The following is a 14,047-nucleotide window of genomic DNA, read 5'->3' as shown; positions in this document are numbered from 1 at the left end:
CCTCGACCAGCTGCGCGCCCTGCAACACCCGGACGGCAGTGACCCGAACGACGCGGTGAGCCTGGCCAGCGGCGCGGTGAGCCTGGTGGCGACCATCACCGACCGCGATGGCGACCAGGCCAGCGCCAGCCTGGATATGGGCGGGCTGCTGAGCTTCCATGACGACGGCCCGTCCCTTGCTGGCACGCCGCAGGCGCCTGTGCGCATTACCGGCCTGGTCCATGAAGATCTGCTGACCAGCCCGCATCTGGGTAACCCCGAGGCAGGGCAGACCTTGACCGTGAGCGGTGCCGCTGGGGCCCTCTTCGCGCTGGTCAACTTCGGTGCCGATAGCGCGGGCTCCATGGGGCTCAGCAGCAACCTCAGCTCGCTATATGCCCAGGCCCTGAAGTCCGGCGGCGAAACGCTCAGCTACAGCCTTTCGGGCGACACGCTGACCGGGAGTGTCTCGGGATATACCGTGTTCACCCTGCAGGTGGGGGCCGACGGTAGCTACCAGTTCACTCTGCTCGGACCGATCGATCATCCGCTGGCCAATGGCAATGACAGCGAAACCCTGCCTGGCTTCGGCATCGACTTCTCGGCGGTATTGACGGCCGTCGATCGCGATGGTGACCCCGTGGCGGGGGGCTTCCCGGCGGGTAGCTTCGCCATCAACGTGGAAGATGACGTGCCGATCTTGCTGGGTGTGCAACATGGCATCCTGGCCAACGTGGCGCAAACCCTGCATGGCGAGGTCGACATTGCCTTTGGTGGCGATGGATTCGGCCGTTTCGATCTGAACGGTACGCCGCCCGACAGCGCACTCACCTATACCAAGGTGAACAACCCCGATGGCTCCGTGGTGCTCACGGCAAAAGTCACCAGTTCGGGGGTGACCTACTTCACCCTGACGGTGAATACCGACGGCAGCTATGACTTCCAGCTGGTAACGCCTAACCCGACGGTGTCGATCACCAAGTCGCTGCTCGGTCTGACTCCCGGCGGGCCGGTGGCCAGCCTGGTACTGCCGATTAATGGCCTGACCGCGACCTTCACCGAGCTGGCGCCGAGTCCGGCCACCGGCGGGGTGAATGCCTCGGGCAACGGCATGGGGATCGACAATAACCTGATCACCCCCGGGGAGATCCTCAAGGTGGCGTTCAGCTCTACCCTGGGTAATATCGGCTTCCAGATCAACAAGCTGAGTACCAGCGATATTCTCACTTGGGCGGTATACAACCTTGGGGTTCTGATCGCCGCAGGCACCTGGAGCCCTCCGGCCGGTTCAGGCGAGAGCAGCAATACGAACTTCGACCTCCTCAACCCGGTGGCCGGCTCGACCCTGACCTATACCTTCGGCTCGGCTGTGGCCATTCAGGACAGCGGCTTCAATGAGTTGCGCCTGGGCAGCGCCAGCGGCGACTACCGGCTGCTGTCGATGACAGTGCACGAGGAGATCTTCCCGGACGATGTGAACCTGGCCTTTAACCTGAGCGGTTCGGACAAGGATGGTGACACGGTGACCACACCGCTGAATATCACCATCGAGGGCAGCGGCAGTGCGGCTACCGGCTTCGTGCTGACCGGTACCGGCGCCGATGAAGTGCTGCAGGGCAGCCCTGGTAACGACACGCTGATGGGTGGCGCCGGTCACGATGTGTTGCTCGGCGGAGCCGGTAACGACACGCTGATCGGAGGGGCAGGCGATGATCTGCTGATCGGTGGACCTGGTAACGACCTGCTCACCGGTGGCTCGGGTGCGGACACCTTCAAGTGGCTGGCGGGCGACACGGGCACTGACACAGTCACCGACTTCGTCAAGGGCTTCAACAGCGGTGGCGATCGCCTTGACCTGTCCGAACTACTGGTGGGCGAGCATGGCACACCGGCAGATATCGGCAATCTGCTGAGCTTTATCGACATCTCGCTCTCGGGGGCGGATACGGTACTCAAGGTCAGCAGCACTGCGGTAGCCGATCCGGCGGTTGCCCCAGATCAGGTCATAGTGCTGCAGAACATCGATCTCTATGCCAGCTATGGTGCGGGTAGCGAGACGGCCCTGATCCAGAGCATGCTGGGTGACGGTTCGCTCAAGGTCGACACGGTCTGATTGTTCTGGTGTCGGCCCCGGGGCGGATGCGCACGGGGATGATCGACAGTAGCAAGGCGGCGCTTCTATGATCGGCCCGCTACCCTTGTGGGGTAGCGGGCTTTTTCATGCCTGGAGGGATGTCACATGGTGTATGTGCAGAGGGATGGCGAGGGGCGCTTGCTGCGGGTGGAACACGACCCGTTCGAGGGCATGACCGAGACCCTGGCGGTCGAGAGCGAGGAGCTGAACCGCTGGCTGAGTGCGCGCGAGGAGGTCAAGGCGCGTCTGGCCAGCCTGCAGGGGTCGGACCTGGAGCTGGTCCGGGTGCTGGAGGACGTGGTGATCGCCCTGGTGCAGAAGGGCGTGATCCGCTACACCGACCTGCCCGAGGCCGCCCGGCGCAAGCTGGACCGTCGGGCGGTGACTCGCGCCGAGATCGAGGGGCTCAGCGGCCTGCTGGGCGACGACGAGCACCATCTGATCTGACTCATCAGGTCTTCAGCCAGGCTTGCAGTACATCCAGCAGGCGATTGGCGAAGGCCCACTCGTTGTCGTACCAGGCCAGTACCTTGACCAGGTTTTCGCCCTGCACCCGGGTGTGATTGAGGTCGACCACGCAGGATACCGGGTAGCCGTTGAAGTCGCTGGACACCAGCGGCAGCTCGTTGCACTCCATCACCCCCAGCGGCAGCTGGCGCGCGGCCCTCTGCAGGGTGTCGTTGATCTGCTCGCGACTGGTCGGGTGCTCGCTGGTGAAGGTCAGGTCGAGCAGCGATACGTTGGCGGTCGGCACGCGCACCGCCATGCCGTCCATGCGCCCGGCCAGCTCAGGGATCACCAGGCCGATGGTCTTGGCCGCGCCGGTGCTGGTGGGAATCATCGACACCGCGGCGGCGCGTGCCCGGTAGAGGTCGCTGTGGGTCTTGTCCAGCAGGTTCTGGTCGTTGGTGTAGGCATGCACCGTGGTGATCAGGCCCTGGCGGATGCCCACCGCGGTGTGCAGCACCTGGGCCAGCGGCGCCAGGCAGTTGGTGGTGCAGGAGGCGTTGGAGACGATCTGCTGGTTGCCCAGCAGATGGTGGTTGACGCCGTAGACCACGGTCAGGTCGGCCGTGTCCAGCGGGTGCGAGAGCAGCACGCGCGGCGCGCCGGCGGCCAGATGCTGTTCGGCCAGCTCGCGTTTCTTCAGCCTGCCGGTGCAGTCCACCACCACGTCCACCGCCAGCTGCTTCCAGGGCAGCTTGGCGATTTCCTTCTCGCCGATCAGGCGGATCGACTGGCCATGTACCTGCAGCACGTCATCGTGCAGGCCGACATGGCCGTTGAAGCGGCCGAAGGTGGAGTCGAAACGGGTCAGGTGGGCGAGGGTCTTGAAATCGCCGACTTCATTGATGGCTTCTATGTGTAGCTGGCTTTCCAGCCCGCGCTCGAATAGGGCGCGGACCAGGGCGCGACCAATGCGCCCGTATCCGTTCAGGGCAATACGCAGCATGGCAGTCTCCGACTGTCTGGGTCCGTTTTCAGCATAGGCGGCTCGTCGCAGTCATGCTCAGCGGCTGCGCGCGCCACCGAAGGAGGCGCAGCCGCGCTGCACTTCGCCGTTCAGGCGCAGCTCGGCGCTCAGGTGCTGTACCGTGCCGGTCATCTCGTCCACGCAGCGTTGCGGCGCCAGCCACAGCTCGAGGCGCTGGCCATTGGCCTCGCTACTGATGTTGAGGCGGCCTTCCGGCAGGCGCTCCTCGAGGTAGGGCAGGGCCAGCGGCTCCTGGCTGGGGCGCAGCAGCACCAGGCCGGGCTCGCCGACCCCGAGGGTCCAGTCCGGCTCATGGCCGCCGGCGCGCAGCAGCAGTCGTTCGAACCCCGGCTCGTTGCAGCCCGGGCCCTCGCCTTGCAGGCGGTACACCAGGCTGGGATGCACCTCGCCGTCGAGGCCCTCCTGCCGGCTGGCCTCTAGCGTGCCAAGCAGGTCGACGAACAGTCGCTCATTGCCATCGGCCAGCAGGGCACCGGCCTCGCGGGTGAGGTCGCTGCTGCCGTCGTTGACCACCGCCAGTTGGCGCTGCTCGCCACAGGGGCGCAGCAGCAGCTGGCTCTGCTCCAGGTGCAGCTCGCCTTGCAGGCGCTGCTGGGGGCGCGCGCTGGGCTCGGCTTGGTAGACGCTGAACAGCTGACAGCCGGCGAACAGCGGCAGCAGCGCGAATATCAGGATACGGGCAGTGGGCATGGGGCTCTCCTTGCGACAAGCGGCAACGTAACCTAGCGCTGGCGTTCAGCTCAAGGCTTGGCAGACAGGATTGTGGCGCCGCCCTGCAGTCGTCGGTCGCGGTGCTTGGGCGAGTCGAGTTCCCAGCCCGCGGCGGGCGTGGCAGGCTATTGGCCACAGTCACTACCCGGAACTCAGCATGTCCAGTGAAGCCATGGCCGAACGCGTGCCACTCAATGCCACCGAAGTGCGCATCCTCGGCTGCCTGATCGAGAAGCAGGCCACCACCCCGGAAACCTACCCGTTGACCCTCAATGCCCTGGTGCTGGCCTGCAATCAGAAGACCAGCCGCGAGCCGCTGATGAACCTCGGCGAGGGGCAGGTCGGCCAGGCCCTGCGCGCCCTGGAGGGGCGCGGCATGGCGCGTCTGGTGATGGGCGGTCGCGCCGACCGCTGGGAACACCGGGTGGACAAGGCGCTGGAGCTGGTCAAGCCGCAGCAGGCGCTGCTCGGCCTGCTGTTCCTGCGTGGCCCGCAGACCGTCAACGAGCTGCTCACCCGCAGCAGTCGCCTATTCCAGTTCGACGATGGCGCCGAGGTGCAGCATCAGCTGGAACGTCTGATTGGCCGCGAGCTGGTCTGTCTGCTGCCACGCCAGGGCGGCCAGCGCGAGGATCGTTACATGCACCTGCTGGGCGAACCCGGCGACCTGCAGGCCCTGCTGGAGGCCCGCCAGGCCGATGCGCCGGCGCGTGGTGCGCTGGACGACTCGCGCATCGCCGAGCTGGAGGCGCGCGTGGCGGCGCTGGAAGAGCGCCTGGCCCGTCTGGAGGGCCAGGTATGAGCCTGCTCGACGATCTGCATGGCGCCGACATGCTGCTGATCGATGGCCTGCATGCCTGGCAGTTCGAACTGGACGAGCAGGGGCAACTCCGCATCGAGTGCATGGACGGGCGTGTTCGCCGAGTCTGGCGCTTTGCCGCCGAGCAATTGGCGGCCGCGCAAGCGGGCGCGGAGCCGGGTGTCTGGCGCGTGGCCGATGCCGAGGGCGAGCACGAGCTGGTCTGCCTGGGCGCCATCAGCGCCGACAACGAGGATGCTGACGAGGTCGAGGAGCCATGATTCGCTGCCGGCGCGTGTACCAGCCGCCGGCCGAGGATGACGGGGCGCGGGTGCTGGTCGACCGCCTGTGGCCCCGTGGCTGCAGCAAGGAGAGCCTGGCATTGAGCGCCTGGCTCAAGGAGGTGGCGCCATCGGACGCGCTGCGCAAGGGCTTCTGCCATGATCCGGCACTGTTCGACGAGTTCCGCCTGCTCTATCGCGCCGAGCTGGCGGCTCGCCCCGAGCATTGGCAGGGCCTGTTGAGTATGGCCGAGCGGGGCAACCTGACCCTGCTGTTCGCCGCCCGTGACGAACGGTTCAACAACGCCCGGGTATTGGCCGAGTTTCTCGAAGAAGAGCTGGAGCGGCGCGGGCCGCCCAGCTCGCCGGTGTGCTACGCGGGTCAGTAATTGCCGGAATCGTTGCACACCAGCTCGTCGCTGGCGGCCACCGCATAGCAGATCATCTTGTCGTCCTTGTAGGGCAGTACCAGGCTGTAGCCAGGTTTGCCGTTGACCAGTAATTGCTGGGCCTTGGTGTCCCAGTCGATGCGTACTTCATTGCCGCTGTCCCAGTCCCAGTGGGTGAAGAAGTACTGGTCGCTGGCCGCGCAGGTGGTCACCGCACAGGCGCCCTGGCTCTTCAACTCGCCGCTCTTGTAGTAGTAACAGGTGCCGCGGCCTTCGCCGCAGCCGGCGTTGGCGGTACTGGCAAGCAGCGACAGCAGCAGGGAGCAGTAGAGCCGTTTCCCGCCAAGTTCCTTGTTCTGTCTATTCATAGGGCGAGCAGCTCCGTGCTCCAGTTGCCACCCTGTTGTCCGCGCACTATCAGCAGCCCTTCGCCGGGGCCGGGCGTGGCGCCGATCAGCTGTCCCTCCGGGCTCCAGAACGCGCTGCGCCCCGCGGACATATAGCCGCCGGACGGCCCCCCGTGGTTGGCCATCAGCACGCCGTAGCCATGGGTGGAGGCATACCCTTGCAACTGATCAGAATCGACCGCGTAGCCACGCTCGGAGATCAACACCCCGGCCAGGTACAGCGAGGCGCCGGTCGCGGCGGCCGCGGCGGCATGCTCGGCATGGCCGGTATCGGCACAGATGGCCAGGGCGAAGCGCTGGTCGTGGAGGGGGAAGCTGGCGGCATCGGCCGAGCCGGGGCTGGCCCAGCGTTCCTCGCCGGAGTGCAGGTGGCGCTTGTGGTAGGTGGCGTGGCTGCCGTCGGCGAACAGCACTATGGCGCCTATATGCGGGCGCTCGTCGGCGCTGGCCAGCGGCGCGCCGAGAATCAGGACCATATTGTGCCGCCGGGCCAGAATGCGCAGCGGCTCCAGCGCGTCGCCCGCCGGATCGACCACGCACTCGGCGACCAGGTCGGGTTCGTAGCCGCTCAGCGACAGCTCGGGGAACAGCAGCAGCTCGACGCCTGCCGCCGCGGCGCTGTGGGCGAAGGCGCAGTGCCGCTCGATATTGGCGGCCAGATCGCCAGGGCTGGAAATGCTTTGGGCGGCGGCTATGCAGAGGGTGGGCATGGGCTGGTTTCCTTTCCAGTGTGATATCGGCGGCGGAGGTACAGCATCAGCGCGGCCAGACAGATCGCCAGCTCGACGATGAAGGTCCAGTGCAGCAGGAAGTTCAGCCACCAGGGTTGATAACGATTGGGCACGCTGAACAGCGCGTAAGCCTGATCGCGAAAAGGCGCCAGCCACCAGATATCGCCGACCAGGCTGTCCAGCAGCATGTGCAGGACGCCAGCGAGGGCGAATGCCAGTGTCGACGAGGCCAGGGTGCTGTGGCGTCTGACGCTCCGCCAGAGGCAGGCCAGTGCCGTGAGGCCGAGCCAGAGCAGCGGCCAGTGGCTGAAATACCTGTGGTGGTGGGTCTGGCGGCCGTCCAGCAGGTAGAAGTAGAGGAGGTCGAGGTCCGGTGCCACGGCGCCCGCGATGCAAGCCAACATAATGGCGCCGAAGCGGTTGGAGTTCTGCAGTAGGGAACCGAGCAGGTAGCCGGAGGGCGCGTGGGCGATAAACATCTCATGCCTCCCTGGGCCGCAGATGGCCGGAGTAGCCGAACAGCAGGCCCTGCCCGGCTAGGGTGAAGGTCACGGAGAAGCGGTACTGCCCGGCCTCGATGCACTTGTAGGCCTCGGAGCGGGGCTGCAGCCAGGCGGGCAGCGGTATGCCGAGAAAACGCATGCGCCGCTGCTGCCAGTACCAGCCGCCATCGATGATCTGTACGCCCAGCTCCAGGCTCAGCTTGCCGGTGCTTTCCAGCCAGTGCCCGGCGGGGAAGTGGCCGTGGGGCACGAAGGTCGAGTCCATTCGCTGCCCGCCGGCGAAGCGGCGACTCCAGAGCAGGCAGGACTCGGAGTGACGAATCTCGACGCGCATCTCACAGCGTCGGCAGCCGGTCGGCAGCCCCAGTCTGGCGGCCAGGCGCCGACCGAGCAGGCCGGCCAGGCCCTGGCCATAGCGCAGCTCCACCTCGCCGATCAGTTCGCCGCCTTCGCGATGCAGGCGTTGCAGCAGCGGATGCAGCTCGGCGAAGTGCTCGCCGAACCAAGTGACGACAGCGTTCCCTTCCGTGGGCATGGTTGGCTTTTCTCCGAGTCAGCGCTGTGCGGCGAACGCCTGGTGATAGGTGACCATGCCTCGCGGCAACGGCTGGCCGAACGACAGGGCCTGGAAATATTCCGCTGGCACATCGGCAAGCACCAGCTCCGGCTCTGGCCTGAAACCGAAGCGACGGTAGTAGGCCGGATCGCCCAACAGCACACAACCGGCGGCGCCCTGCGTGCGTAGGGTATCTAGGGCCTCATGCATCAGTCGAGTGCCGATGCCCTGGCCCTGGCGTTCGGGGGCGACCGAGATAGGGCCGAGGCCGAACCAGCCGGTCGCGCCTGAAGAAATGCTTACCGGGGAGAGGGCCACATGGCCGAGGATCGCATCAGCCTCTTCGGCCACCAGCGACAGACTCAGGGCGCCGGCCGCTCGTAAGGCGCTGACGATGAACTGCTCGGTGTGATCGCTGTGTGGCGCATCGCGGAAGGCCGCGATGGTCAACGCCTCGATGGCGCAGGTGTCGCCTGGGCGTTCCGGGCGAATGGTCAGGGGCATGGGTGACTCGGCACAAATGACGGAGGCGCCATTCGACCACGGGTGCGAGTCGCGTGCAAAAGAAAGCCGCCTCAAGGGCGTAATGCTGTTCACTTAAGAAAGCGCCGCGATTTCTTTACAGAGTCGCGGCGTTTCTCTGGCTTGGCCAGCAGCGAAGGACACTGCGCAATACTATGACCTGGATGTCGCGGCGTCTTGAGAGCGCGCCCCTCTCCCGCCGGGAGAGGGGCTGGGGGTGAGGGACTATCGCCTACTCGTTGCCTGGCCCTCACCCCGACCCTCTCCCAGAGGGAGAACAACAGCCGCGGTGCCGACTCAATCAACGTTCGGCCGAGTGCGATGTCGCTAAGTGAACAGCATTACGCCTCAAGGGCAGCTCTCTGTGGCGCTGGCGATTCAGGCCTTGTCGCGTGCCAGGCAGGCGGCGGCGGTGAACAGCACGTCGGTGGAGGAGTTCAGCGCGGTCTCGGCGCTGTCCTGCAGGATGCCGACGATGAAGCCGATGGCCACCACCTGCATGGCGGTTTCGCCGGGGATGCCGAACAGGCTGCAGGCCAACGGGATCAACAGCAGCGAGCCGCCGGCCACGCCGGAGGCTCCGCAGGCGCAGACCGCCGAGACCACGCAGAGCAGGATGGCGGTCGGCATGTCCACGGCGATGCTCAAGGTATGCGCGGCGGCCAGGGTCAACACGCTGATGGTGATGGCCGCGCCGGCCATGTTGATGGTGGCGCCCAGCGGGATGGACACCGAGTAGGTGTCCTCGTGCAGGCCCAGGCGCTCGGCCAGCTGCAGGTTGACCGGTACGTTGGCCGCCGAGCTGCGGGTGAAGAAGGCGGTGATGCCGCTTTCGCGCAGGCAGGTGAGCACCAGCGGGTAGGGGTTGCGGCGGATCTGGCTGAACACGATCAGCGGGTTGACCACCAGGGCGACGAAGACCATGCAGCCGACCAGCACGGCGAGCAGCTGGGCATAGCCGGCCAGGGCCTTGAGGCCGGCGTCGGCGAAGGTGGTGGCGACCAGGCCGAAGATGCCGAGCGGGGCACAGCGGATCACCACGCGCACGATCAGCGTCACGCCGTGGGCCAGGTCGGCGAAGATCGCGCGGGTGGTGTCGCTGCCATGGCGGATGGCGATGCCGAGGCCGATGGCCCAGGCCAGGATGCCGACGAAGTTGCCACGCAGCAGGGCGTTGACCGGGTTGTCCACCACGTTCAGGGCCAGGGTCTTGAGCACTTCGGCGATGCCGCCGGGCGGGGTGGCGCCGGTGGCGGCCTCGCTCAGCACCAGGGTCGAGGGCCACAGGCTGCTGGCGAGCACCGCGACCACCGCGGCGGCCAGGGTGCCGATCACGTAGAGCAGCAGGATCGGGCGGATATGGGTGGGCTGGCCCGGCTTGTGGTTGGCGATGGCCGAGGCCACCAGGATGAACACCAGTACCGGCGCCACGGCTTTCAGCGCGGCGATGAACAGGCTGCCGAGGAAGCCGACCTCATCGGTGGCCTGCGGGGCGAGCAGGGCGAGGGCGATGCCGGCAACCAGGCCGATGGCGATCTGCAGCACCAGGCTGGTGCGCTCGAGCAGTTGTACGAGGGGGCGAAGGAGCATGGGTGATGGTTCCTGTGAGTCGACGGGGCGGCCGATGGGCTTTCCCGTTGGGCGGCGGCCGGGGTGGACGGCGGCCGGTTTCCGGAGGCCGGTCGGGTGGCGACCGGCGCAGAAAAAGAAGGCGGCGATTCTAATGGCTCGCGCTGGCCATTGCTGGCCTTTGGTCAGGCGGAGAAATGAAAACGGCCCGCGAGGGGCCGTTCTCATTCAGGCCAGGTTCGTCAGCCGCCGAGGTAGGCGTCGCGGACTTTCGGGTCGGTGAGCAACGCCTCGCCGGTGCCCTGCATGACGATGCGGCCGTTCTCCAGCACATAGGCGCGGTCGGCCAGCTTGAGCGCCTGGTTGGCGTTCTGCTCGACCAGGAACACCGTGACACCGTCCTTGCGCAGCTGTTCGATGATGTCGAAGATCTGCTGGATGATGATCGGTGCCAGGCCCAGGGACGGCTCGTCGAGCAGCAGCAGCTTGGGCTTGCTCATCAGCGCACGACCGATGGCGAGCATCTGCTGCTCGCCGCCGCTCATGGTGCCGGCGCGCTGGTCGAAGCGCTCCTTCAGGCGCGGGAACAGGTGCAATACCTTGTCCAGCTGTTCCTGGTTGTCCGCCTTGCTGCCGAAGAAGCCGCCCATGGCCAGGTTCTCCTCGACGGTCAGGCGGGCGAACACGCGGCGGCCTTCCGGCACGATGGCGATGCTCTTGCGCATGATGTCGCAGGATTCCTGGCCGACCAGCTCCTCGCCCATGTAGCGGATGCTGCCGCTGGTGGCGCGCGGGTTGCCGCACAGGGTCATCAGCAGGGTCGACTTGCCGGCGCCGTTGGCGCCGATCAGGGTGACGATCTCGCCCTTTTCGACCTCGATGCTGACGTCGTGCAGGGCCTGGATCTTGCCGTAGAAGGTGGAGACGTTGTTGAAGCTGAGCATGGATTACGCCTCCCCCAGATAGGCTTTGATCACGTCCGGATTGTTGCGGATCTGCTCCGGCGTGCCGTCCGCCAGGGGGGTGCCCTGGTTGATCACGTAGATGTGGTCGGAGATGCTCATGACCAGTTTCATGTCGTGCTCGATCAGCAACACGGTCACGTCGTGGTCGTTGCGCAGCATGCCGATCAGCGCCTTGAGGTCCTCGGTCTCCCTCGGGTTGAGGCCGGCGGCCGGCTCGTCGAGCATGAGGATGCGCGGGCGCGTCATCATGCAGCGGGCGATCTCCAGGCGGCGCTGCTGGCCGTAGGCCAGGGTGCCGGCCGGGCGGTTGGCCACGTCGGTGAGGTTGACCACTTCCAGCCAGTGCGCCGCGTACTCCATGGCCTCGCGTTCGCTCTTGCGAAAGCCCGGGGTCTTGAACAGGCCGGAGAGGAAGTTGGTGTTGAGGTGGCGGTGCTGGGCTACCAGCAGGTTCTCCACCGCGGTCATTTCCTTGAACAGGCGAACGTTCTGGAAGGTGCGCACCACGCCCTTGTGGGCGATCTTGTGGCCCGGCAGCTGCTGGATCGGCTCGTTGTCGAGCAGGATCTCGCCACCGGTGGGCTGGTAGAAGCCGGTCAGGCAGTTGAACACTGTGGTCTTGCCGGCGCCGTTGGGGCCGATCATGGACACGACCTGCTTGGGTTGCACGCTCAGGGCGACATTGTTGACGGCCAGCAGGCCGCCGAAGCGCATGGTCAGCCCGCTGACTTCGAGAATCGGGCGGCTCATGGTTTCAACTCCAGGTGGGGGCGTTGCATGGGCAGCAGGCCCTGCGGACGCCAGATCATCATCAGCACCATCAGGGCGCCGAACATCAGCATGCGGTACTCGTTGAACTCGCGGGCCAGCTCCGGCAGCAGGATCATCACCACGGCGGCAAGGATGATGCCCAGCTGCGAGCCCATGCCGCCGAGCACCACGATGGCGAGGATGATCGCCGACTCGATGAAGGTGAAGGACTCCGGGGTCACCAGGCCCTGGCGGGCGGCGAAGAAGCTGCCGGCGAAACCGGCGAAGCAGGCACCCAGGGTGAAGGCGGAGAGCTTGATCACGGTGGGGTTCATGCCCAGCGCGCGGCAGGCGATCTCGTCTTCGCGCAGCGCTTCCCAGGCGCGGCCGATCGGCATGCGCAGCAGGCGGTTGATCACGAACAGGGCGAACAGGGCCAGCAGCAGGGCGATCAGGTAGAGGAAGATCACCTTGTTGATCGAGTTGTAGGCGATGCCGAAGAACTCGTGGAAGGTCTGCATGCCCTCGGCGGCGCGGCGTTCGAACGACAGACCGAACAGGGTCGGTTTGTCGATGTTGCTTATGCCGTTGGGGCCGCCGGTCAGTTCGGTCATGTTGCGCAGCAGGATGCGGATGATCTCGCCGAAACCGAGGGTGACGATGGCCAGGTAGTCGCCGCGCAGACGCAGCACCGGGAAGCCCAGGATGAAGCCGAAGAAGGCCGCCATCATGCCGGCGATCGGCAGGCACATCCAGAAGCTCAGGCCGTAGTAGTGCGACAGCAGGGCGTAGCTGTAAGCGCCGACGGCATAGAAACCGACGTACCCCAGATCGAGCAGGCCGGCCAGGCCGACCACGATGTTCAGGCCGAGGCCGAGCATCACGTAGATCAGGATCAGCGTGGCGATGTCCACCGCGCCGCGGCTGCCGAAGAACGGCCAGGCCAGGCCGACCAGGATCAGACCGAGAACGATCCAGCGCTGGGTGGAGGGCAGGGTGAGGAAGTTGCTGGCGCTTTCCGGCATCTTCGGCACGCTGGGCGCGCTGGCCCAGGCGGCGGAGATGTGCTCGCGCAGCAGTTGCCAGAAGAACATGGCGATGGCGCAGCCGGCGATGGTCCACAGCACGGCGGGGCTGGCGCCGTGCACTTCCAGCTTGATGCCGACGGTGGTCAGCTTCAGGCCGAGCACCGGGTAGGCCACGGCCAGCACCAGCAGGGCGCTGAAGAAGGCGGTCTTGAGGTTCTTGCTATTCATACTTTCTCCACCTCCGGACGGCCGAGGATGCCGGTGGGGCGGAACAGTAGCACCAGCACCAACAGGCTGAAGGCCACCACGTCCTTGTACTGGTCACCGAACAGGTCGGCACCGAAGGCCTCGGCCACGCCGAGCACCAGGCCGCCGAGCATGGCGCCGGGGATGCTGCCGATGCCGCCAAGCACGGCGGCGGTGAACGCCTTGATGCCGGCGAGGAAGCCGATGTGCGGGTTGATCACGCCGTACTGCATGCCCAGCAGCACCGCGGCCACGGCGGCCAGGGTGGCGCCGATGACGAAGGTCAGGGCGATGATGTTGTTGGTGTTGATACCCAGCAGGTTGGCCATCTTGATGTCCTCGGCACAGGCGCGACAGGCGCGGCCCAGACGGGATCTGGAGATGAACAGGGTCAGGCCGTACATCACCAGGAAGGTGACGACGAAGATCAGGATCTGCATGTAGGAGATCACCACGCCGTTCATGGTGCTCTCGCCGAACACCAGATTGCCGGGGATCAGGTTGGGGATGGCCTTGTCCTTGGAGTCCTGCGCGAGGAGTACCTCGTTCTGCAAGAAGATCGACATGCCGATCGCGGAGATCAGCGGGATCAGGCGGTTGCCGCCACGCAGCGGACGGTAGGCCACCCGTTCGATGCTGTAGCCATAGGCACTGGCGACTATGATGCTGGCGGCGAAGGCGCCGATGATCAGCAGGGGCAGGCTGTCGAGGCCCATCATGGTCAGCCCGGCGATGACGATGAAGGCCACGTACGAGCCAATCATGTACACCTCGCCGTGGGCGAAGTTGATCATGCCGATGATGCCGTAGACCATGGTGTAGCCGATGGCGATCAGGGCATAGGTGCTGCCAACGGTCAGACCGTTAACCAGCTGTTGCAGGTAGTGATAGAGCTCAGGCATTACCTAACTCCTCGGCACGGTCCGTAAAGCGGCGCTTGTGACGCGACGGATGGCCGGAAAACTCGATAAAACAAAGCCCA

17 protein-coding genes are annotated in these 14,047 nt (G+C 65.9%); 5 read left to right on the top strand and 12 right to left on the bottom strand.

Annotated elements, in window-relative coordinates; translation table 11 throughout:
• Both AAFN46_RS14400 and AAFN46_RS14395 read left to right on the top strand, forming a co-directional pair.
• Positions 1–2,092: DUF5801 repeats-in-toxin domain-containing protein (locus tag AAFN46_RS14400; protein WP_347809372.1), on the top strand; the 2,092-nt coding region annotated here is incomplete at its 5' end.
• A gap of 126 nt (positions 2,093–2,218) precedes the next feature.
• Complete coding sequence (locus tag AAFN46_RS14395) at positions 2,219–2,560, top strand: tryptophan synthase subunit beta (protein WP_347809371.1); 342 nt, start codon at positions 2,219–2,221, stop codon at positions 2,558–2,560.
• Positions 2,561–2,564: 4 nt separating this feature from the next.
• On the opposite strand, the gene gap is transcribed toward AAFN46_RS14395, so the two are convergent.
• Positions 2,565–3,566 (bottom strand): type I glyceraldehyde-3-phosphate dehydrogenase, encoded by a 1,002-nt coding sequence (gap, locus tag AAFN46_RS14390; RefSeq protein ID WP_347809370.1) that lies wholly within the window; start codon positions 3,564–3,566, stop codon positions 2,565–2,567.
• 57 nt (positions 3,567–3,623) lie between these two features.
• Positions 3,624–4,298, bottom strand: a complete 675-nt coding sequence (locus AAFN46_RS14385) for a hypothetical protein (RefSeq protein WP_347809369.1) — start codon at positions 4,296–4,298, stop codon at positions 3,624–3,626.
• A gap of 178 nt (positions 4,299–4,476) precedes the next feature.
• Here AAFN46_RS14385 and AAFN46_RS14380 point away from each other — a divergent pair, with 178 nt between their 5' ends.
• The 3 genes from AAFN46_RS14380 to AAFN46_RS14370 are packed head-to-tail and all read left to right on the top strand — an operon-like array spanning position 4,477 to position 5,788.
• Positions 4,477–5,121, top strand: coding sequence for a DUF480 domain-containing protein (locus tag AAFN46_RS14380; RefSeq protein WP_347809368.1), 645 nt, complete (start codon positions 4,477–4,479; stop codon positions 5,119–5,121).
• Positions 5,118–5,399 carry a DUF5629 family protein gene (locus tag AAFN46_RS14375; protein WP_347809367.1) on the top strand — a complete coding sequence of 94 codons (282 nt, stop codon included), beginning with the start codon at positions 5,118–5,120 and terminating at the stop codon, positions 5,397–5,399. Before AAFN46_RS14380 ends, AAFN46_RS14375 begins: the two co-directional genes overlap by 4 nt.
• Positions 5,396–5,788 carry a DUF488 family protein gene (locus AAFN46_RS14370; RefSeq protein ID WP_347809366.1) on the top strand — a complete coding sequence of 131 codons (393 nt, stop codon included), beginning with the start codon at positions 5,396–5,398 and terminating at the stop codon, positions 5,786–5,788. Before AAFN46_RS14375 ends, AAFN46_RS14370 begins: the two co-directional genes overlap by 4 nt.
• Here the strand turns inward: AAFN46_RS14370 and AAFN46_RS14365 are convergent.
• The 10 genes from AAFN46_RS14365 to livH all read right to left on the bottom strand — a co-directional run bounded on the left by AAFN46_RS14365 (position 5,782) and on the right by livH (position 13,967).
• Positions 5,782–6,156 carry a hypothetical protein gene (locus AAFN46_RS14365; protein ID WP_347809365.1) on the bottom strand — a complete coding sequence of 125 codons (375 nt, stop codon included), beginning with the start codon at positions 6,154–6,156 and terminating at the stop codon, positions 5,782–5,784. The two genes, AAFN46_RS14370 and AAFN46_RS14365, sit on opposite strands and share 7 nt — an antisense overlap.
• The gene (locus AAFN46_RS14360; protein WP_347809364.1) at positions 6,153–6,905 is read right to left on the bottom strand and encodes a carbon-nitrogen hydrolase family protein; all 753 of its coding nucleotides are present in this window, start codon (positions 6,903–6,905) and stop codon (positions 6,153–6,155) included. Before AAFN46_RS14360 ends, AAFN46_RS14365 begins: the two co-directional genes overlap by 4 nt.
• Positions 6,887–7,405 (bottom strand): metal-dependent hydrolase, encoded by a 519-nt coding sequence (locus AAFN46_RS14355; RefSeq protein ID WP_347809363.1) that lies wholly within the window; start codon positions 7,403–7,405, stop codon positions 6,887–6,889. Before AAFN46_RS14355 ends, AAFN46_RS14360 begins: the two co-directional genes overlap by 19 nt.
• Before the next feature lies 1 nt (position 7,406).
• Positions 7,407–7,964 (bottom strand): DUF4166 domain-containing protein, encoded by a 558-nt coding sequence (locus tag AAFN46_RS14350; RefSeq protein ID WP_347809362.1) that lies wholly within the window; start codon positions 7,962–7,964, stop codon positions 7,407–7,409.
• 18 nt (positions 7,965–7,982) lie between these two features.
• Positions 7,983–8,489: an N-acetyltransferase gene (locus AAFN46_RS14345; RefSeq protein WP_347809361.1), complete on the bottom strand. Its 507-nt coding sequence runs from the start codon at positions 8,487–8,489 to the stop codon at positions 7,983–7,985.
• Positions 8,490–8,885: 396 nt separating this feature from the next.
• Positions 8,886–10,097, bottom strand: coding sequence for a serine/threonine transporter SstT (gene sstT / locus AAFN46_RS14340; RefSeq protein ID WP_347809360.1), 1,212 nt, complete (start codon positions 10,095–10,097; stop codon positions 8,886–8,888).
• A 221-nt stretch (positions 10,098–10,318) separates the two neighbouring features.
• Positions 10,319–11,020, bottom strand: coding sequence for an ABC transporter ATP-binding protein (locus tag AAFN46_RS14335; RefSeq protein WP_347809359.1), 702 nt, complete (start codon positions 11,018–11,020; stop codon positions 10,319–10,321).
• A 3-nt stretch (positions 11,021–11,023) separates the two neighbouring features.
• Positions 11,024–11,791, bottom strand: a complete 768-nt coding sequence (livG, locus tag AAFN46_RS14330) for a high-affinity branched-chain amino acid ABC transporter ATP-binding protein LivG (RefSeq protein ID WP_347809358.1) — start codon at positions 11,789–11,791, stop codon at positions 11,024–11,026.
• A complete protein-coding gene (locus AAFN46_RS14325; protein ID WP_347809357.1) occupies positions 11,788–13,047 on the bottom strand; it encodes a high-affinity branched-chain amino acid ABC transporter permease LivM in 1,260 nt (419 codons plus the stop codon). Before AAFN46_RS14325 ends, livG begins: the two co-directional genes overlap by 4 nt.
• Complete coding sequence (livH, locus tag AAFN46_RS14320; protein ID WP_347809356.1) at positions 13,044–13,967, bottom strand: high-affinity branched-chain amino acid ABC transporter permease LivH; 924 nt, start codon at positions 13,965–13,967, stop codon at positions 13,044–13,046. The genes AAFN46_RS14325 and livH overlap by 4 nt, the downstream gene beginning before the upstream one ends.
• Between the last annotated feature and the right edge of the window lie 80 nt (positions 13,968–14,047).

Source organism: Pseudomonas sp. CAU 1711 (assembly GCF_039888625.1).
Lineage (GTDB): Bacteria > Pseudomonadota > Gammaproteobacteria > Pseudomonadales > Pseudomonadaceae > Aquipseudomonas.
Note: the sequence above shows the minus strand (reverse complement) of the source record. Positions and strands in the feature narration are given on the sequence as shown.